This window comes from Thermobacillus sp. ZCTH02-B1, assembly GCF_002159085.1.
Taxonomy (GTDB): Bacteria; Bacillota; Bacilli; order Paenibacillales; family Paenibacillaceae; genus Thermobacillus.
In genome coordinates, this window is the sequence record NZ_LZRU01000009.1 from 293,579 (window position 1) to 311,867 (window position 18,289).

An 18,289-nucleotide genomic window follows, 5' to 3' on the forward strand; every position below is an offset into this window, starting at 1 on the left:
CTCCCTCACTCCGCGCTCAGAAGTACGGGCGGTTCACGACGCGGATATCGCCGGCTCCCGGCCGCACGACGGCCTGGCAGGCAAGCCGGAATCCCTCGTCGAATTCTTCGGGTTCCAGCCTGTCCCACTCGGCGTCCGTGATGTCCTCCAGCCATTCCGCGCCCGCCTCGATCCGGCAGCGGCAGCGGGCGCACGTGCCGCGCGTGCAGGAAAATCCCCAGTCGACGCCGGCCTTCAGCGCATGGTCCAGGATCGTCAGCCCCGCTTCGGCGGGAACGGCCGCTTCCTTCGTTCTTCCCCGCAGATAAATCATGCATCCTACTCCTTCGGCCGTCTAGGCCAGAATCACGATCAGGCCGAGCAGCGAGCCGACCAGCAGCATGAGAACCGCGACGGTCGAAACAAGGATACGCATGAATCCTTTCGTTCTGAGGCGCGCAAACGTGATCGCCACGGCCGACAGCACCATCAGCCCGATGCTGCTCAGCGCAATCCACATCGTGGTCAGGCCATTCATGTCCGTCATCTTCTCCACTTCGCGCAAAGTTCCTGAACATTATACCACCACGGCCGCGTCGCAGGCAAAGCAAAAGCCGGCCCCGACCGGACCGGCTGCGCGCAGGATCAGCGGATCATCGTGCGGATCAGCGCTTCCAGACGCTCCATGTTCATGCCGCTTTTGCGGACCGCCTGGACGATGTCGTTCACCGTATCCTCCGAAACGGGCACGTTCGCGACGGCCGCCACCTGCCGGATCAGGCGGCGCAGTTCCGCTTCGTTCTGGAGCGTCCGCGCCGTCACGGAGCCGGCCAGCTTCTTCACCTGCTGCTCGCTGATCGGCTTGCCCGTCTTTTTCCTGACGACGTTCAGCACATCCTTGGACAAGTTCTTGCCGCTCATGGCACCCCTCCTCCGTCGTGCTGCATGCATCATATGCGGAGGAGGGACAATTGGTGCGGACGGTCGTCCGCCCGTCATCGGCGGCGAGGCGGTTCATTCCGCCTCCAGCCAGGCCTTTGCCACCTCTTCGCTCTCGTGCGTCCGGACGCGGCCCATCAGCGATTCCACCGCCGCCTTCGGCGATTTGCCCTCGAACAGGACGGCGTGCAGCTGCTCCGTGATCGGCATCGAAACGCCGTACCGGCGGCTCAGCTCCCGGGCGGCCCGCGTCGTGCCGATGCCCTCGACGGCCATGCCCATCTTCGCGAGCACCTCGTCGACGCTCATGCCCTGCGCCAGCATCGATCCCGCCCGCCAATTGCGGCTGTGCCGGCTCGTGCACGTCACGACGAGATCCCCGACCCCCGCCAGCCCGGCGAACGTCAGAAGCTGGGCGCCCATCGCCTGCCCGAGGCGCCCGATTTCGGCCAGTCCGCGCGTGATCAGGGCGGCCTTCGCGTTGTCCCCGTAGCCGAGGCCGTCGGACAGGCCCGCGCCGAGCGCGATGATGTTCTTGATCGCACCCGCGACCTCCACGCCGATCACGTCCGGATTCGTGTACACGCGAAAATAGGAATTCATGAAATAGTCCTGCACCGCTTCCGCGGCCCGTTTCGAACGCGACGCGGCGACGACCGTCGTCGGGCAGCGGCGGACGACTTCCTCCGCATGGCTCGGTCCCGACAGCACGGCGATCGTCTCCTCCGGACGCCCGGTTTCCTCGGCGATGATCGTGCTGATCCGCTTGAGCGTGTCCCGCTCAAACCCCTTCACGGCGTGGACAATCCAGGCATTCCGCGGAAGGGCGCCGGCGGCCTTGCGCGCCACCTCCCGGGCGGACGCGGATGTGGCGGCAAACACCACGAGTTCTGCGCCGTCAAGCGCCTCGCCGATGTCGGTCACCGCACGGATCCGTTCGCTCAGCTGGACGCCCGGCAGGTAGGCGCTGTTCGTGCGAAGCCGGTTGATTTCGTCCGCCTGTTCCGCCCGCCTCGTCCACAATGACACGTCGCAGCCGTTGTCGGCCAGCACGCTCGCGAGAGCCGTTCCCCAGCTCCCGGCCACAAGCACGGCAACCCGCTTATTTTCCATGCTGCACTCCTTTCCCGGTCCCGAGTTTGTGCTCCTGCCCCCGGACGAGCTTCACGATATTCGTACGATGACGGATGAATGCGTAAGCCCAGATGAGCAGGCTGGCCCAAAACAGCTCGCGGGGCATGGAGAGCACCAGGATGAAGACCGGCAGCAGGGTGACGAAGATGAGTGAGCCGAGCGAGACATAGCGGGTGAGCGCCACCGCCGCGATCGCGATGACGCCGGCGATGAGGGCCGGCCAGAACGCGATCGTCGCCATGACGCCGATCGTCGTCGCGATGCCCTTGCCGCCCTTGAAGCGGAACCAGATCGGCCAGTTGTGGCCGGTGATCGCGGCGGCTCCGCAGAGGATCGGCACCCACGGCTGGCCGTCGCCCAGCCATTTCCCGAGCAGCACGGCGGCGATCCCCTTGCCCACGTCGAGCAGGAAGACGACGGCGGCCGGCCCCTTGCCGAGCACGCGCAGCGTGTTCGTCGCGCCTGCGTTGCCGCTTCCGTACTTCCGGATGTCGATCCCCTTCACCCAGCGGGCGATCAGGATGCTGAACGATACGGATCCGAGCAGATAGCTCGCCGCGACAGCGATGATCGAAGCAAGCACCGTGGACTCTCCCCTAATCCTCGTCTGACTTCCTGCGCACGATGATGCGGATCGGCGTCCCCTCGAAGGCGAACGCTTCCCGGATCTTGTTCTCCAGATAACGCGAATAGGAGAAATGCATCAATTCGGGGTCGTTCGCGAACAGCACGATCGTCGGCGGCTTGACCGCCACCTGCGTCGCGTAGTGGATGCGCAGCCGCTTCCCCTTGTCCGAGGGCGGCGGATTGACCGCGATGGCGTCCGCGACGATGTCGTTCAGGAGATGCGTCTGAACCCGCATCGCATGCTGCTCGGCCACATGCTCCACGACGGGCAGCAGCTTGTGCAGACGAAGCTTCGTCTTCGCCGACAGGAACACGATCGGCGCGTAGTCCATGAACTGGAAATGGTCGCGGATGCGCAGCTCGAACTGGCGCATCGTCTTGTCGTCCTTCTCGACGGCATCCCACTTGTTCACGACGAGCACCGAGGCCTTGCCCGCCTCGTGGGCATAGCCGGCGATGTGCTTGTCCTGTTCGGTAATGCCCTCGACCGCGTCGATCAGCACAAGCGCGACATCGGCCCGCTCGATCGCCTTGAGCGACCGGAGCACGCTGTATTTCTCCGTCGTCTCGTAAATGCGGCCCCGCTTGCGCATGCCGGCGGTATCGATCAGCACGAACTTCCGTCCGTCCTTCTCGAACGGCGTGTCGATCGCGTCGCGCGTCGTGCCCGCCACATCGCTGACGATGACCCGTTCTTCGCCCAGGATGGCGTTCACGAGCGAAGATTTGCCGACGTTCGGGCGGCCGATGATCGCCACCCGGATCACGTCGTCGTTGTACGCTTCCTCCGTCTGTTCCGGAAGCGACTCGGCCACCCGGTCGAGCAGATCACCGATGCCGGTGCCGTGCACGCCGGAAATCGGAACCGGCTCGCCGAAGCCCAGGCTGTAGAAGTCGTATGCGGCGTCGGCCTTCTTCGGATTGTCCACCTTGTTCACCGCGACGACGACGGGTTTGCCCGAGCGGAACAGCAGGCGCGCCACTTCCTCGTCGGAGGGCGTAAGCCCGGCCTTGCCGTCCACCATGAAGATGATCACGTCGGCTTCGTCGATGGCGAGTTCGGCCTGCGCCCGCACCGACCGCATGATCTCGTCGCCGGCATCGATTTCGATGCCGCCGGTGTCCACGAGGCTGAACGTCTTGCCGCACCATTCGGCCGAACTGTAGATGCGGTCGCGGGTAACGCCGGGCTTGTCTTCCACAATGGCCAGCCGATCCCCGATGATGCGGTTGAAGACCGTGGACTTGCCGACATTGGGCCGCCCGACGATCGCGACTACGGGTCTTGCCATCTTGCCCACTCCTTGACAAACTTTCGACCAGACTGCTGCGATCGGAAACCTTTACTAATATACCACACCCGAGCCATTTCCCGGAAATCGGCCGTTCGGCCCGCCCGTCAGGCCTGCGGCCGCAGGCGTCCGGCCAGCGACGCCCCGCCGCGGGCAAGCAGCGTGACCGTCCGCGCGGCAAGCAGCGAGAGCGTCAGGCCGTCCAGCCAGCCCCAGGCTCCGGCCGGCGCGGGGGCGAACCGGTCCGCCGCGATCGCGGCGAGCGTGACGGCGGCGAACTGCGCGCGGAAACGGCCGGACGCGGCGGCCGCAAGCACCCCCGCCGCCAGCGCCCCGTCCAGACGTTCATCCCAGATGATGAACACCGGATCTTCCGCATATAATTTCCTGAGCCAGCTCCAGACAAAGCCTGCGGACAGGGCTCCGAAGATCGCCTGAAGGCGCTCGCCGGCGCCGGCGCCCCGGAGCAGCGCGCAGGCGCAGATGAGCGCGGCCGTCTTCGGTGCCGCCGCGTGGCCGAATCCGCAGGCGGCAAGCACCGCGGCGGCCAGAACGGCAAGCGGGGCGGACACATCGTCGAGGAGCTGCCTCTTCCATCCGGTCGCCAGCAGGATGCCCGCCACCGCCAGCACCCAGGCCGTCGTGAATCCAGCATTCACCGTCATCCCTCCCCGCCCTATTATGCGTCGGAGGGATGCATCCGTTGCGCTTCGGAAGGAACCGCAGCAAGGGCCGCCCCCGCTCGGATCGGCGATCCGGTGAAGGCGGCCCCTGGTCGGCGTCGGTTTATTTAAGTTTGCTGAGTTTGTCGCCGAAGCGCTCGCCGAGCGTGAAGCTCAGATTTTCCCTCGGAACGGTTTCGATGTGTTCGCGGCCGCCCCTGCCGCGATCCCGTGCCGGCGGTTCCGGCGCTTTCTCGGTTGCCTTGATGCTGAGCGAAATCCGCTTCTCGGCCGGATTGAAGTCCAGCACCTTCGCCTTCACTTCCTGGCCTTCCTTCAGCACTTCGTGCGGCGTCGCGATGTGGCGGTGCGCGATCTGCGAAATGTGGACGAGGCCTTCCACGCCGGGCGCCACTTCAACGAACGCGCCGAAGTTGACGATGCGCTTCACGACGCCGGTGACGATGTCGCCCACATGGAACTTGTCGGCTGCAAGGTCCCACGGACCGGGCTGCGCCGCCTTGATGCTCAGGCTGATTTTGCCCGCCTCGGGATCGACCTTGAGCACCTTGACCTTGACCTTGTCGCCTTCGGAGACGACATCCCGCGGATGGGGAACGTGCGTCCAGGCCATCTCGGACACGTGCACGAGGCCGTCGACCCCGCCGACGTCGACGAACGCGCCGAACGGCGTCAGCCGCTGCACGGTGCCCTCGATGATCTGGCCCGGCTGCAGCGATTCCATGACGCGGCGCTTGTTCGCTTCGTACTCTTCCTCGAGCACTTCCTTCGCCGACAGGATGACCTTGTTCGTCGCCTTGTCGAGCTCCTTGATCTTCACGCGCAGCTTGCGGCCCTTGTAACCGCTGAAGTCTTCGACGTAATGGCGCTCGACCATCGACGCCGGGATGAAGCCGCGCACGCCCACGTCGACGACAAGGCCGCCCTTGACGACGTCGGCGACCGTCACCTCGAGCACTTCACCCTTCTCGAACTGCTCCTGGAGCCGATCCCACGCCTTCTCGGCGTCGACCTGGCGCTTCGAGAGGATGAGGCGCTCCTTGTCGTCGTCGATGCTGATGACCTTGAGTTCTACCTCCTGGCCGACCTGGACGGCGTCCGCCGCGTTCTCGAGCGGAACCGCCGACAGCTCCCGGAGCGGAATGACACCGTCATATTTATATCCAAGGCTCACGTAAGCCTGGTTGTTTTCGATCTTGATGACCGTGCCCTTCACCTTGTCGCCCTTCTTCAGGGTGACCACCTGGTCCAGATCCGGCTCCGTGATGGTCTCCGCCGCGGTACCGGCTTGTTGCTCCGCTGCCGCGGTTTCCAGGTTTTTCGTTTCTTCAGACATGGACACTAACCTCCTCGATTCTGCCCCAACTTTATTTAAACCCGCCGGCCGCGCGTGAAACGGACCGGCGCATTTAAAACGGATGAAAAGTGCATTTGGCTAGCCGACGTTCAATTCGCGGATGCGTTGCATGATGAGCTCGGTCGCGCGATCCAGCGCATCGCCGTCCGTGCTTCCCGCGAACGGCGCGAAATCGATCGGCGGACCGTAAATGACGTGCGTCCTGCGGAACAACCGGTAGCCGGGCACGATCCTGCACGGCACGACCGGCGCTCCGCTCCGGATCGCCAGCAACGCGGCTCCGCGTTTTGCGGAGGAAGCGTCCGAATTGCGTGTCCCTTCCGGGAACATGAGGATCGCATGACCGTCCCGCAGCAGCTGCAGTGACGTCTTGATCGCTTCTTTGCTGACGCCGCCCCGCTTGACGGGGAAAGCTCCGAGCGCGGTGATGAGCGCGGCGAACGGCTTGAAGTTGAACAGCTCGGATTTGGCCATGTAGTGCAGGCGCCTCGGCACATAGATGCCGAGCGTCGGCGGGTCCAGCACGCTGATGTGGTTCGAGCAGAGCAGCACCCCGCCCTCCCGCGGAATGTTCTCCACGCCGTGCGCCTTGAGCCGGAACAACACGGTGAACAGAAACCGCAGCACGACCCGGGCGAACTCGTAGAAATTCATGCTCCGCCCGCCCCCAGGGCCGCCCGTTCGGCAAGCATCGCGATGCGATCCGCGGCCTCCTCGGCCGTCAGGCTCGTCGTGTCGAGGACGATCGCGTCCTCGGCCTTGACGAGCGGCGCAATCTCACGGCTTGCGTCCAGACGGTCCCGTTCGGCGATCTCCCGCTCGAGCATCTCCAGCGTGAGCCCCTGCGCCCGCCCGCTCTCTTCGTAGCGGCGGCGCGCGCGTTCCCGCACGCTGGCCGTCAGGAAGATCTTGAGTTCAGCGTCGGGGAGCACATGCGTGCCGATATCCCGGCCGTCCATGACGACGCCGCCGGCCTTCGCCATCGCGCGCTGCAGCTCCACCAGCCTCGCCCGCACGGCCGGAACGGCCGCATAGGCGGGAACGGCGGCCGTCACTTCGCGCGATCGGATCTCCCCGGTCACGTCCTCCCCGTTCAGAAGGACGCGCTGACCGTTGTCGCCCGTCTCGAGCCGGATGTCGAGTCCGGACACCAGCCGCTCCAGCTCGCCCGAATCTCCGGGTCCGACGCCAGCCCGAAGCGCGGCCAGCGCAACCGCCCGGTACATCGCGCCCGTGTCGATGTACACGTAGCCGAACCGGTCGGCGACCATGCGGGCGACCGTGCTCTTGCCCGCTCCGGCCGGTCCGTCGATGGCGATCGCGATGCGCCGCGGACTTGAGCCCTGCGCAATCTTCGTCAGCGTAAACCCCTCCAGCGACCTTCATGAAAAAAGCAGGCACGGCCTGCCAAACGAGAAAATTATACCACATACCCGACCAGGATGCAAAATTACCCGTCCCCGAGCGGAACGCCTTCGAGACGTTCCGTCCTGGACAGGACCGGCCTCAAGCCGTCGGCATGAAGCGCAACCTGCGCCGCGATGACGAGCGCAAGCAGCGCGGCGACGGCAACGGCCAGCCTCCTGCACATCCTGTCCGCAACGGCCGTCCAGTAGGAACGGCTGCGCCGATCCGCATTTCGCCCGTCCATCCTTCGATCACCCTTTCCCGGAAACATCAGTCTTCCCGGATAACGGGCATCGGATGCGGCCGAAACGATCAACGCTTGCGGAATTCGAGCTGGCGCTCGAAGCAGTATCGGATAATTTTCTGTCGTTCGCTGTCCGAGATTTCGATGAACTTGGCCATGATTTGCTGTCGGCCGGATTCGAGCTTTTTCACCCGGACGACTTCCGGCTTGAAAAACGCATGCTCGATCGTCCCGTTCTTGTAGGGGATGAGCAGCCAGCACTCCATCACGTCGCCGGGCCTGATCGACCACCGCGGGTCCGTGACGAAGGAAATGCCGCCCCCGCCGATGTCTTCCGTGTACGCCAGGAACCGGACCTGGCTCGCAAGTTTGACGGCCAGTTCCAGCACCGCCGGCACGCGGAGGAAGCTGCGCCGCTGCACTTTCCGGATCGAATCGGGATCCGGCTTGCGGATCGCGACCAGCTTGATGACATCGTCACGGAATCCGATCACGTGGGTGTTGAAATGGTGCCTGACGCCGCCTTCCGCGAGAAAATAAGCCGAGAGTTCGTCCCCGAGATTCAACCGTTTGAGCCGGCCGGTATCCTCCTCAAGCGGCACCTCGATGTAGAGGATGTCGTCCTCGACGTCCGCGATGCGCGACTTGTAGACCTTCTCTGCTTCCTCTTCATCCGGAGATGCCGCCTGAAGGAACAGGAGCGTGTTCACCTTCGGCTCCAACTCGGTCTTCCCCCCCATTACAAGAAATTATACCATGGGAGGAAAGACACAACCAGCGGAAATTGCGGCCTGATCGGCGGTTTATCGGGCTTGCGTCCGCTCCCCGGCCGTCTGCGCGTCGTCTGCCGTCCTGTATCGCTCGATTTTTTCCTCGATCCCGGTCGAAGCGTTGATGTAAATCCGATACCGTCCGCCGTTGATCCGCCCGGCGAACTCGTAGCAGAGCACCTCATCGTCCTGTTCGTTCCGGATGTAGGCGAGCTGCGAGCGTTCGACCTCGAAATCGGGATGGAGATGCTTTCTCGCCTCCGCTTCTCCGATCGCCGGCTTGACGGGCTTCCGCTCCCGGCGCTCATAGACGTAATCCGCCGCCTGCAGCCCCACCACTTCGCCGTTGTCGAGTGCCACCTTGACCGTCAGCTTCCGCGGATAGACGACGGCTCCGTCCAGGACGGGCGCGTACGTCAGGTTCACCGCGTTGTCGTACGGATCGGCCGCGATTGCCCGCATCTCGGGATAGCCGCGCTCCTTGAGGAACGCGCGCGCCGCCCGATCCGCCTCGTCCAGGCCGACGGACCGGGATCCCCGGATCTCGCGGGAGTTCATGTACCAGATCAGTTCTCCGCCCCGCTTCGTAAAATCCATTTGAATCCTGACGCCGCTCCCCTTATCCACGACGGCGGAATAGACGGCGTACTCCGTGCCCTGCGCGTTCTCCGTCACCTGCACGGCGGACGGATCGGGAAGGCCCAGCATTTTCGCGGCCCTGCGGCGCACGTCGTCGGCCGTCACGGGCTTGCCCGGCAGAAGGTCGACCGTCCGCTTCCGGTACATGGCCGCAACGGGCCGCCCCCAGTCGATCTGTTCGTACTGGGCGATCTTGCCGTCCACCATCTTGAACCCGTCGATGATCACGTTGTCGCGCGGCGCGTCTTCGGAGGCCAGCGCCAGCTCGACGTCCATCCACCGCAGATTGTCGGCCAGCACCTTCTCCTGGACCGTGCGCAGGTCTTTCGCGATGGTCTCGGCCGATTCATACAGCTTCTTCAACGTGGCGAGCTCCTGCTCGCTGAGCGGCTGCTTCGACAGGTCGCGGATCGCCGTCTTGTAAGAGAAATTGGCGATCTTCGACAGGAATTCCTCCGTCCGGTTGAACGGAAGCAGCGTAAGCGGAAGCTGGCTGATATCGCTCTGCGCTTCGCTCGTGATGCGCCAGATGTTGATCAGACCCTTGCGCTGGACATCGTGGGACGACGGGCTCACGGCAAGCGTGTTGCCCAACTGCTCGTGCAATTCTTCGATATGGTCGCTCAAATCGTGGAACGCGCGCTGGTACTGGTTTTCCGCCTTGATGAGCAGACTGTTCTTCTCCTGGTGCTCCCGGTATCCCCAGAAGGCCGTTCCCGCAAGCAGAACGGCGAACACCGGGAACAAAACGGCGCTGAGACGCGTATACATGCGACAAGCTCCTTTCGCTGGCAAGCTTGGCGTTAGTTTGCTTGCGCGAAAGGAGCTTTATGCACCGCCGACGATCATTCCCAATGCTCTTCGATGTCGAAGTCTTCGGTGTTGTCGCACAGGCATTGGCGGAAGCCGGTCTCGATCCGTCCCTTCTCCCGCCTGCCGCGAAGGATGAATTTCTCGCCGCACCGCCTGCAGCGGATGCGCACTTTCACTCGATTGGATGCCGCCGAGGTCATGGCCGCCGACCGTCCTTTCGTCGTTTCTTGACCCATTATGGACGGATCCGCTGCATTTTAATCTCGTCTTCCCGCGGAATGGAACGGAACGGCGACCGGTCGTTGGCGCGCCGGATCTTCCGGCCTCCCCGGATCCACAGGTAGGCCATGAACGGCGCGATCGGCAGCATCCAGTAATTCCTGAACACGAGCAGAATATAATCGAAGGCGCCATGCCAGAATAACGGAAGCAGGAAGGATGCGGCGAGATATTTCCCGGATTGGCCGGAGGCGAATTTCGCCTTGCCGATGTAGTAGCCCATCACGACCCCGAACAGCGCGTGTCCGGATACGGGCAGCAGCGCCCGCAGGATGAGCGAACCGAACGTAGCCGGCATGAGCAGGGCGTACAACACGTTCTCGACCGTGGCGAACCCGAGCGAGACGGCCGCCGCGTAGACGATGCCGTCGTAAGGCTCGTCGAACTCGGTATGGTTGTAAATCATGTGATACAGCACGAACCATTTTATCGCTTCCTCGATGCCCGCCGAAACCAGGAAAGCCTGCACGAGCGGGGAATCCCCGAGCCCGAGCGTGACGCCGCGCTGGATGACGGCGATCGGCAGCACGATCAGCGCCCCGACGACGAACATCCGCGCGACCATGTGGATCGGTTCGGCGTCGTATCGGTCTTTGAGATAGAAATAGGCAAGCAGCGCGATGCCCGGCGCGATGGCCGCCGTCAGCATCGACAAGAGCCACATGCGGCCATCCTCCTTCCGCGCGGCCCGCATGAATGAGAGAAGCGCTCCCGATGGCCGATCTTCGCCCTCTCGGATGCGCTTCGGCATGGAACGCGATCAGAACCGCTCGTTGATCTCCTTCACGGCATCGGATGCGAAGATGACTTTTCCTTATTCTTCCAGAACGACTTCCGTGACGGACGCCGCCTCGCCGTATTCGGCGAGCACCGCGGTGATCGCCTGATAGCGGGACGGATCGACTTCCGACGCTCCGAACGCCAGCAGATACAGCCCCTTGTAGGCGTAGAGCCTGCCGCCGGACTCCGGCACGGCCGCGGCCAGCCTGCGGCATGCGGCAACGACGTCCTCGAAATCCCGGAACGCGTAGAGTATCGTGTCGCTGATTTCCAGCGTCACTTCCATTTCGTACATGTCCTCGTCATGATCCGGTTCGTCGTCATCCACATCATCATGGTGCTCGACGACATCTCCGCTGCCTCGGGTGACGATGACCACCATCCCTTGTGCCGGGAGACCGATCACTTCGACCGCGAGGGGACCGGTGGCTTCGAATCCCAGTTCGCTGTAGGCCTGATCCATCATCTCGCTGAACAGTTCATGCACCTTGGGAATTTCGCGCCACAAGTCCTCCTTCTGGATTCCCCGTTCCAGGAGGTCGTCCAACGTCAGGAAGATGCGGATCTTGTCCTGACTGAGCCGCTCAATCTTCATGATGGCTCCTCCCCCTCTGCAGCTTCGTACAATTGCACCTTCGATCCCGCCTGACGAACCCATGTCCACAGGCAAGATCTTGCTTCTATGTTATCACGGATGCCGACGAAATGCACTAGGAAACGAGGAAGAAAGCAAACCCATTTCCGGAAAGGGCGCTGCGCGCGGAGGATAGGCGATGCGTCCGCGAATCCGTTGCAACAAGGCTCCGCCCGGCAAGGCAGGCCCGCGGGTTGCAGGATGCCGGCGCCGCTTTCGCCGGTTCCGCGCGGACGATTTGTCGTATGGTGTCTGTCGAATCCGGATATGTATCCGTCAAACGGAGGTATTGCCGCCAGACAGGACGCCGAACGAGCGGCGTTTGCGGATGCAACCGATGCAAAATCGGCTTCGGGAAACGAAAAATTCCGGAGGCCGGGCGGGCACCGTGAGCCGTACCGCGGATCGCGCGCCGGACCGCGGGACAGGGACAACGTCGCGCGATGACCGTCGGACCGCGGGGGTGACCGGAACCGGCCGCGGCCGCGCCGCCCGGTCTCCGGTCAATGCGGTTTGTCGGACGCGGCGTCTCCGGCCTCGGCGAGAATGCGCTCCGCTTCCTGCTTCACGCGTTCGTCCGCGCTGATCATCGAGCGTATCGTGCTCCACGTTCCGGAATCCGACTTGCCGGTTTTCCGCTCTTCCTTCCCTTTCTCGCCGCCGAACCGGAACCTCAGTGCCTGCTCGATCATCATGCGCCTAGCCGCATCCATCATCCGTTCCGCCCTGCGGACGCACCGTTCGATCGCACCCGGATTTTTGCGGGACAGGATGATGCCGGCCGCGAGGCCGAGCAGGCCGCCCGCCACAAAACCGCGCATGCGCATTCGCGGGTCCCTCCTCGTGTGTCGGATGGATTGCGTACCTAGTGTTGCCCGGGCAACCGGCATAAATCCCGGTCAAAATCAGGAAGCCTCCGAATCAGGCAGCATCCGATGATGGATCGGCGGCGCTCCGCCGTGCTACAATGGGGGACGACACGCGGGGGAGGTGATGTCTGTGCGAAAACCGGCCCTTGCGCTTGCGGCTGCCATGCTGGTCCTGACTTCTTGCGGGTCCGGCGCCGCCGGCGGTGACGGCACGGGAATCCGGGAAGACGGCGGCACGGCCGTCGCCTGCGCGGAGCGGGGCTCGAGCCCGTCGGGGGCGGTTGACGATGCGGAACGCGGCGGCGGTGCGCCGGGTGATGCGGACGCATCCGAAACGCCCGAAGAAACGGATGCCGGCCGGACCGCCGGCGGGGCGGAATCCGGCAGCGGCGCCGACGAAGCGAACGCCGGTCCCGGCGTTTCCGGCGGACCGGATGCTGGCGGACAGTCGGAAGCGGCCGACAAGGCGCCGCCGGCGCCGCTCTACCGGATGAACGGCGTCTACAGGTTCGTTCCGATCGACGAAACGGCCGCGCCGGCCAAGGTCGTGCTCCTGACCTTCGACGACGGCCCGAAGGATCGGGAGGTGCTCGAGCGGATGCTCGACGCCCTCGACGGCCACGACGCGAAGGCGGTGTTCTTCGTGAACGGCTACCGCGCGGTGAAGCAGCCCGAACTGCTGCAACTGATCCGCGAGCGGGGCCACATGATCGGCAACCACTCCTGGGATCACATCGATTTGAAACAGCTGGACGACGACGCCGTGCGCGACCAGATCGGCCGCGTCCAGGAGCTCGTCGGGGGGACGGTCGGCGAGGAGCCGAAGCTGTTCCGGCCGCCTTACGGATCGGGCGGCGACCGTGTCAGGAAAATCGCGGAAGAATTCGGGCTGCTCTACACGACGTGGTCGAACGGGTCGCTCGACTGGGACGCGAACGCGAAGGACAAACCGGACGTCGTGATCCGCAACGTGCTCGACCAGCTCCATCCCGGCGCGAACATCCTGATGCACGAGCTGCCCTGGACCGCGGACGCGCTTGACGAACTGCTCGGCAAAATCGAAGCGGAAGGATACGGCTTCCTCGATCCGGCGCTCATCGAGATTCCGACGGCGGATCCGGATGCCGGCGGAGCGAACGGAGCGTGAAGAGGTGGGCTTCCGCCGGCGCCATGAGGCGCAGCGGAAGATGCGACGTGCCGTATCCGCAGCTAACGAACAGCCAGGGGCCGTCCGAGCCCCCGGTTTTCGTGCGCCGCGGCGGGGTCCGCCAGCCGCGCAGATATCGGAGATGTCCCCGGGCCAGCGGTCCGACGAGCGGCAGCACGATTTGGCCGCCGTGCGTATGGCCGGCCAGGATGAGATCCGTCCTGTAGAGATCCCTCGCCGTCATGCGCTCGACGATCAGCGGGTCGTGCGCCAACAGGATCGTGCAGGACGTCTGCCGGTCCGGTATGCCGCGCAGCGCGGCCCGGACGTCATCCCTGCCCGAACTCGGATCGTCGACGCCGGCCAGCCGAATCGATTGTACGCCGCGGCGGATGACGCGCGACTCGTTCCGCAGCAGCGTGACCCGCTCTTCCCGCAGCAGCCTGGCCAGCGCTTCGGCGTCCTCGTCGTAATCGTGGTTGCCGAACACCATGAAGACCGGCGCGATGCCGGCCAGCAGCCTTGCGTTTTCCCGGACCCGGGAGAACGGCACGCCGCGCTCCGTCAGATCGCCGCCGATGAGCACGAGGTCCGCGCCGCCCCCCTCTCCGGCGAGGAGCCCGAGGAGCGGCCGGACGGTCCGCCGGTGCACGTCGCTGATGAAGAGAATGCGGAAGCCGTCGAACGCGGCGGGAAGCCGGGGAAGCGCAACCTCCTCCCGGCGCAGCCGCACGCGGTACGCCTCGCGGACCATGGCGGCCCCGAGTCCCGCGCACGCGGCGGCCGCGGCTGCGGCTATCCACACGATCACGTAACGTTCCTCCTTCCTCCCGCGCGGCCGTCCGGTCATCCGCCGTTTTCGTAAATCCAGTGTCCGTACATGAGCAGCCCTACCATCAGCGCCAGAAACAGCACGATGAGCGAATTGTAGAACCAGCGCGCAATCTGGATCCTGCTGGACGGAAACTTCACCCGGCGCGGCGGCAGCGGAGGCGTCTCCCGATCCGGTCCGTCCGCGCGGTCGTCCGGCGCGAAGCGCGCCGGGGAAGCCGAATCCGGCCCCCTTTTCCCCAACCGGAAATCATCCCGTCTCTCTCTCATGATTCCCTCCGAAACCGAATCATCAGACCGCCCGCCGCGTCGATCAGGAAATGCGCCGTGATCGGCGCCCACAGCGTGCCGGTCTCGATCAGGATCCATCCGAGCCCGTAACTGGTCAGAAAGACAAGGCCCGTCGGAATCCAGTGCTTCAGATAGCGGACATGGATCGCCGCGAACAGAATGCTGGTCCAATAGGTGCCGATATGATGCTGCACCGCGCCGCGGAACAGCAGCTCCTCGCACAGCGCGGCGGTCGCCGCGATGACCAGGATGTGCCAGATCGGCCGGCTGCGGAACAGCCGCTCGTTCACGCCCCCGTCGTCCGCCGCCTCTTCGGGCATCCACCGCTCCGCGATCAGATTGACGGCAAGGGCGGCGGCAGCCAGCAGGACACCCCAATACAGAAAGTTCGGGCCGTCCGGCAGGCCGAGCAGCGCAATCGGGTTCCGGCCCTGAAAAATCAGCCAGCACATTCCGATAATAAACATAAGGGCTTGCGTCGCGTACAGATTGATCAGCAGCATCCGGTCGTCCAGCTCGTCGATGGTGACGCGCCGCATTTTGAAGTCTCGCAGGTTGAATTTTTTCATCGTTCGACCGCCGGTTTCCTTTTTCGTGGTTTTTCCCCTCTACGGGAGGACGCTTATCTCTTATCTCTATCATACATGGTGCGAAGGAGTCTGTCATGGAAAAGCGATTGCCACGGACGGAATTGCTGTTCAGCCTCGTATTCGTGTTCACGTTGGCCGTAGCCGTTGCCGCCTTCTTCCTGGGCATGAAAATCGGCGTGGAACAGACCGAAGCGCGGTATGCGCCGAAGCTGGAAGCAGCGGATCGGCCGGCCGTTACGGACTATCAGCAGCAGGATCTCCTGTCGTATTACTATACGGTCTATCAGCCGTTCCGTTCCTTTGCGGCCGAATGGGTCCGGGAAGCGTCGAAGATGAAAACCGGACAGACGGCGAACCCTTCCGGCCGGCTCAAGGCGATGGCCGACGCCGCGGACGAACGCTACCGGGAAGCGCGGGCTTCGGACATGCCCGCGAACGCGCCGCTGCTCGTCGACGCCCAGACGAACGTGCTGAAGAGCCTGAAGCTCTTCTCCAAGACGTTCAGCCGGTATGCGGGGGAAAGCGGAACCGCGCAGGACATCATCCGCCGGATCGGCGCGGACGAACTCTACCGCGAAGCGCTGGATTACGCGCTCCTCGCGGAGCGGCAATATTATGAAGCCATGGTGCTGTGGGGCGCCTCCCTCGACCCCGACTTCCCGAACCGGATTCCGGACGGTTCGGGTCTTCCGGTCGAGATCTGGAAGAGCCAGCCGCTGCTCGTCAAGAACGCGGTCGCGGCCGGCTATCTCCGGGAGCACCGGATGCTTCGGGATTACCACCCGCACGATTTGACCGCCCGGGTCGACTACTTCTTCGAATCCGGCCAGGCGAACGGGTTCAAGATCGGCACCGTGGACGAAGCCGTGGACATCCTCCTGCGAACCGACGCCGTCCGCAGCGGCGATTTCCTCGAGCGGCGGGCCTCCTACGGCGAGGGCGAACTGCTTCCGCAGCTTCCGATGTTCGGCGGCTGAAGGGCGGCACACTCCCTCCCCGGCTTGTCGCCAAATTTTCAAATTTTGACCCTGCGTTTGTCCCGATGCGAGAATTGCGTTAATTCGTCGTTTAATATAAAATAATGAAAGCCTGCAAACCACAGCATCGTGTGAGCCGAAACTCTCGTCCGGACAGGCAATAGGCGACGGGCGGGGGTTTCCTTGTTTTGCAAATCGTCACGGGAGGTTCTCAGGGGGCATGTTCAAGGTTCTCGTCATGGATTCGATCAGCGATCAGGGCATCCAACTCCTGATCGACGCGGAAGACGTGACCGTCGACAAGAAGTCGGGCCTGAGCGAAGACGAGCTCGTCGCCGTCATCGGCGAATACGACGCATTGCTCGTGCGCAGCCAGACGAAGGTCACCGCCCGGGTGCTGGAGGCCGGAAAGAAGCTGAAGGTGGTCGGCCGTGCCGGCGTCGGCGTCGACAACATCGATCTCGCGGCCGCGACCGAGCGCGGCATCGTCGTCATCAACGCGCCGGACGGCAACACGATCACGACCTGCGAGCACACGTTCGCGATGATGCTGGCGCTGGCCCGCCACATTCCGCAAGCCTACGCCAAGACGATCTCCGGCGTGTGGGACCGCAAGTCGTTCGTCGGCGTCGAGCTGCGCAACAAGAAGCTCGGCATCCTCGGCATGGGCCGGATCGGCAGCGAGGTGGCCATCCGGGCGAAGGCGTTCGGCATGGAAGTGCTGGGCTACGACCCGTACCTGACCGAGGAGCGCGCGGACAAGCTTGGCGTCAAAATCTCCACCATCGAAGAGATCGTCCGCACGGCGGACTTCATCACGGTGCATACCCCGCTCACGCCGGAGACCCGGCACATGATCTCGCGTCCGCAATTCGAGATCATGAAGCCGGGCATGCGCATCATCAACTGCGCGCGCGGCGGCATCATCGACGAGCAGGCGCTCATCGAGGCGATCGACGCCGGCATCGTGGCGGGCGCGGCCTTCGACGTGTTCGAGACCGAACCGCCGTCGCCGGATCATCCGTTCCTTCACCATCCGAAAATCATCGTCACGCCGCACCTCGGCGCGTCGACGGTCGAAGCCCAGGAAAACGTGGCGATCGACGTCTCGGAACAGGTACTGCACATCCTGCGCGGCGAGCCGTTCAAAAACGCGGTGAACATGCCCTCGATCCCGTCCGAAGTGCTGAGCAAGCTGCAGCCCTACTACCCGCTCACCGAGAAGCTCGGCAAGGTCGCGGCCCAGCTCGCGGAGGGCGCGGTGGAAGAAATCAGCATTAGTTATTCGGGCGAAATCGCCGACATCGACACGTCTTCCCTGACCCGCTCGGTCGTCAAGGGCGTGCTGTCGCATCATCTCGGCGACGATCAGGTCAACCTGGTGAACAGCCTGCATCTCGCGAAGACGCGCGGCGTCTCCATCACATCGAACAAATCGTACGCGCACAAGGGCTTTACGAACCTGATCACGGTCAAGCTGCGCACGAAGCGCGAGGAGCGTCTTGTGTCCGGCACGCTGCTGAACGGACTCGGCTCGCGCATCGTCCAGATCGATCAGTTCCCGGTGGACGTCGCGCCGGAAGGCAACCTCGTGCTGATCAGCCACCACGACAAGCCGGGCATCATCGGCCGCGTCGGCACGATCCTCGGCTCGAACGACATCAACATCGCGACGATGCAGGTCGGCCGCAAGCTGGTCGGCGGCGAGGCGATCATGGTGCTGACCGTCGACAAATCCGTGCCGAAGGACGTGCTGGCCGAAATCTCCCGGCTGCCGGATCTGAAGAACGCGAAGGAAATTCACGTCTGACGCCGGAAAGCGAAGGAATGGGTCCCACCCGGCCGCTCCCGGAGCGAAAGGCACCGCCAGGAACGCGGGAAAACGCCTGCGCCGGCCGGAAGCGGAACGAAAGAGGGCCTGAACCGCTCCCCCTGCATCCGGGGGCGGTTCAGGCCCTTCCTGTTCCACGACCAACAAGAATAGGCGCTAATAGGCGCTCCGATTCG

At 64.0% G+C, this 18,289-nt stretch carries 23 protein-coding genes; 3 read left to right on the plus strand and 20 right to left on the minus strand.

Annotated features, from left to right (window positions below; genetic code table 11):
* Positions 1-16 precede the first annotated feature (16 nt).
* From A9Z00_RS03030 to A9Z00_RS03110, 17 genes are all read right to left on the minus strand, one after another.
* Positions 17-313 (minus strand): 2Fe-2S iron-sulfur cluster-binding protein, encoded by a 297-nt coding sequence (locus tag A9Z00_RS03030; protein WP_296974196.1) that lies wholly within the window; start codon positions 311-313, stop codon positions 17-19.
* Positions 314-334: 21 nt separating this feature from the next.
* Entirely contained in the window at positions 335-526 is a 192-nt protein-coding gene (locus tag A9Z00_RS03035; RefSeq protein WP_296974197.1) for a DUF2768 family protein, read from the minus strand.
* Between the two features lie 98 nt (positions 527-624).
* Positions 625-900 (minus strand): stage VI sporulation protein F, encoded by a 276-nt coding sequence (locus A9Z00_RS03040; RefSeq protein ID WP_296974199.1) that lies wholly within the window; start codon positions 898-900, stop codon positions 625-627.
* A 93-nt stretch (positions 901-993) separates the two neighbouring features.
* Positions 994-2,031 carry an NAD(P)H-dependent glycerol-3-phosphate dehydrogenase gene (locus A9Z00_RS03045; RefSeq protein ID WP_296974201.1) on the minus strand — a complete coding sequence of 346 codons (1,038 nt, stop codon included), beginning with the start codon at positions 2,029-2,031 and terminating at the stop codon, positions 994-996.
* Complete coding sequence (plsY, locus tag A9Z00_RS03050) at positions 2,021-2,635, minus strand: glycerol-3-phosphate 1-O-acyltransferase PlsY (protein WP_296974203.1); 615 nt, start codon at positions 2,633-2,635, stop codon at positions 2,021-2,023. The genes A9Z00_RS03045 and plsY overlap by 11 nt, the downstream gene beginning before the upstream one ends.
* Positions 2,636-2,648: 13 nt before the next feature.
* Positions 2,649-3,971, minus strand: coding sequence for a ribosome biogenesis GTPase Der (der, locus tag A9Z00_RS03055; protein ID WP_296974205.1), 1,323 nt, complete (start codon positions 3,969-3,971; stop codon positions 2,649-2,651).
* Between the two features lie 107 nt (positions 3,972-4,078).
* The gene (locus A9Z00_RS03060) at positions 4,079-4,630 is read right to left on the minus strand and encodes a hypothetical protein (protein ID WP_296974207.1); all 552 of its coding nucleotides are present in this window, start codon (positions 4,628-4,630) and stop codon (positions 4,079-4,081) included.
* 127 nt (positions 4,631-4,757) lie between these two features.
* A complete protein-coding gene (rpsA, locus tag A9Z00_RS03065) occupies positions 4,758-5,990 on the minus strand; it encodes a 30S ribosomal protein S1 (RefSeq protein WP_296974209.1) in 1,233 nt (410 codons plus the stop codon).
* A 99-nt stretch (positions 5,991-6,089) separates the two neighbouring features.
* Entirely contained in the window at positions 6,090-6,665 is a 576-nt protein-coding gene (locus A9Z00_RS03070; protein ID WP_296974212.1) for a lysophospholipid acyltransferase family protein, read from the minus strand.
* Positions 6,662-7,372: a (d)CMP kinase gene (gene cmk, locus A9Z00_RS03075; RefSeq protein ID WP_296974734.1), complete on the minus strand. Its 711-nt coding sequence runs from the start codon at positions 7,370-7,372 to the stop codon at positions 6,662-6,664. The genes A9Z00_RS03070 and cmk overlap by 4 nt, the downstream gene beginning before the upstream one ends.
* 89 nt (positions 7,373-7,461) lie before the next feature.
* Positions 7,462-7,662, minus strand: a complete 201-nt coding sequence (locus A9Z00_RS03080; protein ID WP_296974214.1) for a hypothetical protein — start codon at positions 7,660-7,662, stop codon at positions 7,462-7,464.
* Between the two features lie 68 nt (positions 7,663-7,730).
* Positions 7,731-8,384: a flagellar brake protein gene (locus A9Z00_RS03085; protein ID WP_296974216.1), complete on the minus strand. Its 654-nt coding sequence runs from the start codon at positions 8,382-8,384 to the stop codon at positions 7,731-7,733.
* 81 nt (positions 8,385-8,465) lie between these two features.
* Positions 8,466-9,842 carry a germination protein YpeB gene (gene ypeB / locus A9Z00_RS03090; protein ID WP_296974219.1) on the minus strand — a complete coding sequence of 459 codons (1,377 nt, stop codon included), beginning with the start codon at positions 9,840-9,842 and terminating at the stop codon, positions 8,466-8,468.
* 74 nt (positions 9,843-9,916) lie between these two features.
* Positions 9,917-10,060, minus strand: coding sequence for a hypothetical protein (locus A9Z00_RS03095; RefSeq protein ID WP_296974754.1), 144 nt, complete (start codon positions 10,058-10,060; stop codon positions 9,917-9,919).
* Positions 10,061-10,119: 59 nt separating this feature from the next.
* Positions 10,120-10,827: a glutamic-type intramembrane protease PrsW gene (gene prsW / locus A9Z00_RS03100; protein WP_296974221.1), complete on the minus strand. Its 708-nt coding sequence runs from the start codon at positions 10,825-10,827 to the stop codon at positions 10,120-10,122.
* A 150-nt stretch (positions 10,828-10,977) separates the two neighbouring features.
* A complete protein-coding gene (locus A9Z00_RS03105; RefSeq protein ID WP_296974223.1) occupies positions 10,978-11,538 on the minus strand; it encodes a genetic competence negative regulator in 561 nt (186 codons plus the stop codon).
* A gap of 542 nt (positions 11,539-12,080) precedes the next feature.
* Positions 12,081-12,404, minus strand: a complete 324-nt coding sequence (locus A9Z00_RS03110) for a hypothetical protein (protein WP_296974226.1) — start codon at positions 12,402-12,404, stop codon at positions 12,081-12,083.
* 166 nt (positions 12,405-12,570) lie between these two features.
* On the opposite strand from A9Z00_RS03110, the gene A9Z00_RS03115 reads away from it, so the two are divergent.
* Positions 12,571-13,593, plus strand: a complete 1,023-nt coding sequence (locus A9Z00_RS03115) for a polysaccharide deacetylase family protein (RefSeq protein ID WP_483316257.1) — start codon at positions 12,571-12,573, stop codon at positions 13,591-13,593.
* On the opposite strand, the gene A9Z00_RS03120 is transcribed toward A9Z00_RS03115, so the two are convergent.
* From A9Z00_RS03120 to A9Z00_RS03130, 3 genes are read right to left on the minus strand one after another with little or no spacing between them, the layout of a single operon-like run.
* Entirely contained in the window at positions 13,541-14,404 is an 864-nt protein-coding gene (locus A9Z00_RS03120) for a metallophosphoesterase (protein WP_296974231.1), read from the minus strand. The genes A9Z00_RS03115 and A9Z00_RS03120 overlap by 53 nt on opposite strands.
* 35 nt (positions 14,405-14,439) lie before the next feature.
* A complete protein-coding gene (locus tag A9Z00_RS03125) occupies positions 14,440-14,667 on the minus strand; it encodes a hypothetical protein (RefSeq protein WP_296974233.1) in 228 nt (75 codons plus the stop codon).
* Positions 14,668-14,690: 23 nt separating this feature from the next.
* Positions 14,691-15,284, minus strand: a complete 594-nt coding sequence (locus A9Z00_RS03130; protein WP_296974236.1) for a CPBP family intramembrane glutamic endopeptidase — start codon at positions 15,282-15,284, stop codon at positions 14,691-14,693.
* Between the two features lie 95 nt (positions 15,285-15,379).
* Between A9Z00_RS03130 and A9Z00_RS03135 the strand changes: the two genes are divergently transcribed.
* Positions 15,380-16,282 carry a hypothetical protein gene (locus A9Z00_RS03135; RefSeq protein ID WP_296974240.1) on the plus strand — a complete coding sequence of 301 codons (903 nt, stop codon included), beginning with the start codon at positions 15,380-15,382 and terminating at the stop codon, positions 16,280-16,282.
* A 220-nt stretch (positions 16,283-16,502) separates the two neighbouring features.
* Positions 16,503-18,092, plus strand: coding sequence for a phosphoglycerate dehydrogenase (gene serA / locus A9Z00_RS03140; RefSeq protein WP_296974241.1), 1,590 nt, complete (start codon positions 16,503-16,505; stop codon positions 18,090-18,092).
* Positions 18,093-18,289: the final 197 nt, after the last annotated feature.

What these genes read in the sequence shown, in the direction of transcription:
- A9Z00_RS03030 (WP_296974196.1), bottom strand. Translation starts at nt 313, where the DNA reads ATGATTTATCTGCGGGGAAGAACGAAGGAAGCGGCCGTTCCCGCCGAA.
- A9Z00_RS03035 (WP_296974197.1), bottom strand. Translation starts at nt 526, where the DNA reads ATGACGGACATGAATGGCCTGACCACGATGTGGATTGCGCTGAGCAGC.
- A9Z00_RS03040 (WP_296974199.1), bottom strand. Translation starts at nt 900, where the DNA reads ATGAGCGGCAAGAACTTGTCCAAGGATGTGCTGAACGTCGTCAGGAAA.
- A9Z00_RS03045 (WP_296974201.1), bottom strand. Translation starts at nt 2,031, where the DNA reads ATGGAAAATAAGCGGGTTGCCGTGCTTGTGGCCGGGAGCTGGGGAACG.
- der (WP_296974205.1), bottom strand. Translation starts at nt 3,971, where the DNA reads ATGGCAAGACCCGTAGTCGCGATCGTCGGGCGGCCCAATGTCGGCAAG.
- rpsA (WP_296974209.1), bottom strand. Translation starts at nt 5,990, where the DNA reads ATGTCTGAAGAAACGAAAAACCTGGAAACCGCGGCAGCGGAGCAACAA.
- A9Z00_RS03070 (WP_296974212.1), bottom strand. Translation starts at nt 6,665, where the DNA reads ATGAATTTCTACGAGTTCGCCCGGGTCGTGCTGCGGTTTCTGTTCACC.
- A9Z00_RS03080 (WP_296974214.1), bottom strand. Translation starts at nt 7,662, where the DNA reads ATGGACGGGCGAAATGCGGATCGGCGCAGCCGTTCCTACTGGACGGCC.
- ypeB (WP_296974219.1), bottom strand. Translation starts at nt 9,842, where the DNA reads ATGTATACGCGTCTCAGCGCCGTTTTGTTCCCGGTGTTCGCCGTTCTG.
- prsW (WP_296974221.1), bottom strand. Translation starts at nt 10,827, where the DNA reads ATGTGGCTCTTGTCGATGCTGACGGCGGCCATCGCGCCGGGCATCGCG.
- A9Z00_RS03105 (WP_296974223.1), bottom strand. Translation starts at nt 11,538, where the DNA reads ATGAAGATTGAGCGGCTCAGTCAGGACAAGATCCGCATCTTCCTGACG.
- A9Z00_RS03110 (WP_296974226.1), bottom strand. Translation starts at nt 12,404, where the DNA reads ATGCGCATGCGCGGTTTTGTGGCGGGCGGCCTGCTCGGCCTCGCGGCC.
- A9Z00_RS03115 (WP_483316257.1), top strand. Translation starts at nt 12,571, where the DNA reads ATGTCTGTGCGAAAACCGGCCCTTGCGCTTGCGGCTGCCATGCTGGTC.
- A9Z00_RS03130 (WP_296974236.1), bottom strand. Translation starts at nt 15,284, where the DNA reads ATGAAAAAATTCAACCTGCGAGACTTCAAAATGCGGCGCGTCACCATC.
- A9Z00_RS03135 (WP_296974240.1), top strand. Translation starts at nt 15,380, where the DNA reads ATGGAAAAGCGATTGCCACGGACGGAATTGCTGTTCAGCCTCGTATTC.
- serA (WP_296974241.1), top strand. Translation starts at nt 16,503, where the DNA reads ATGTTCAAGGTTCTCGTCATGGATTCGATCAGCGATCAGGGCATCCAA.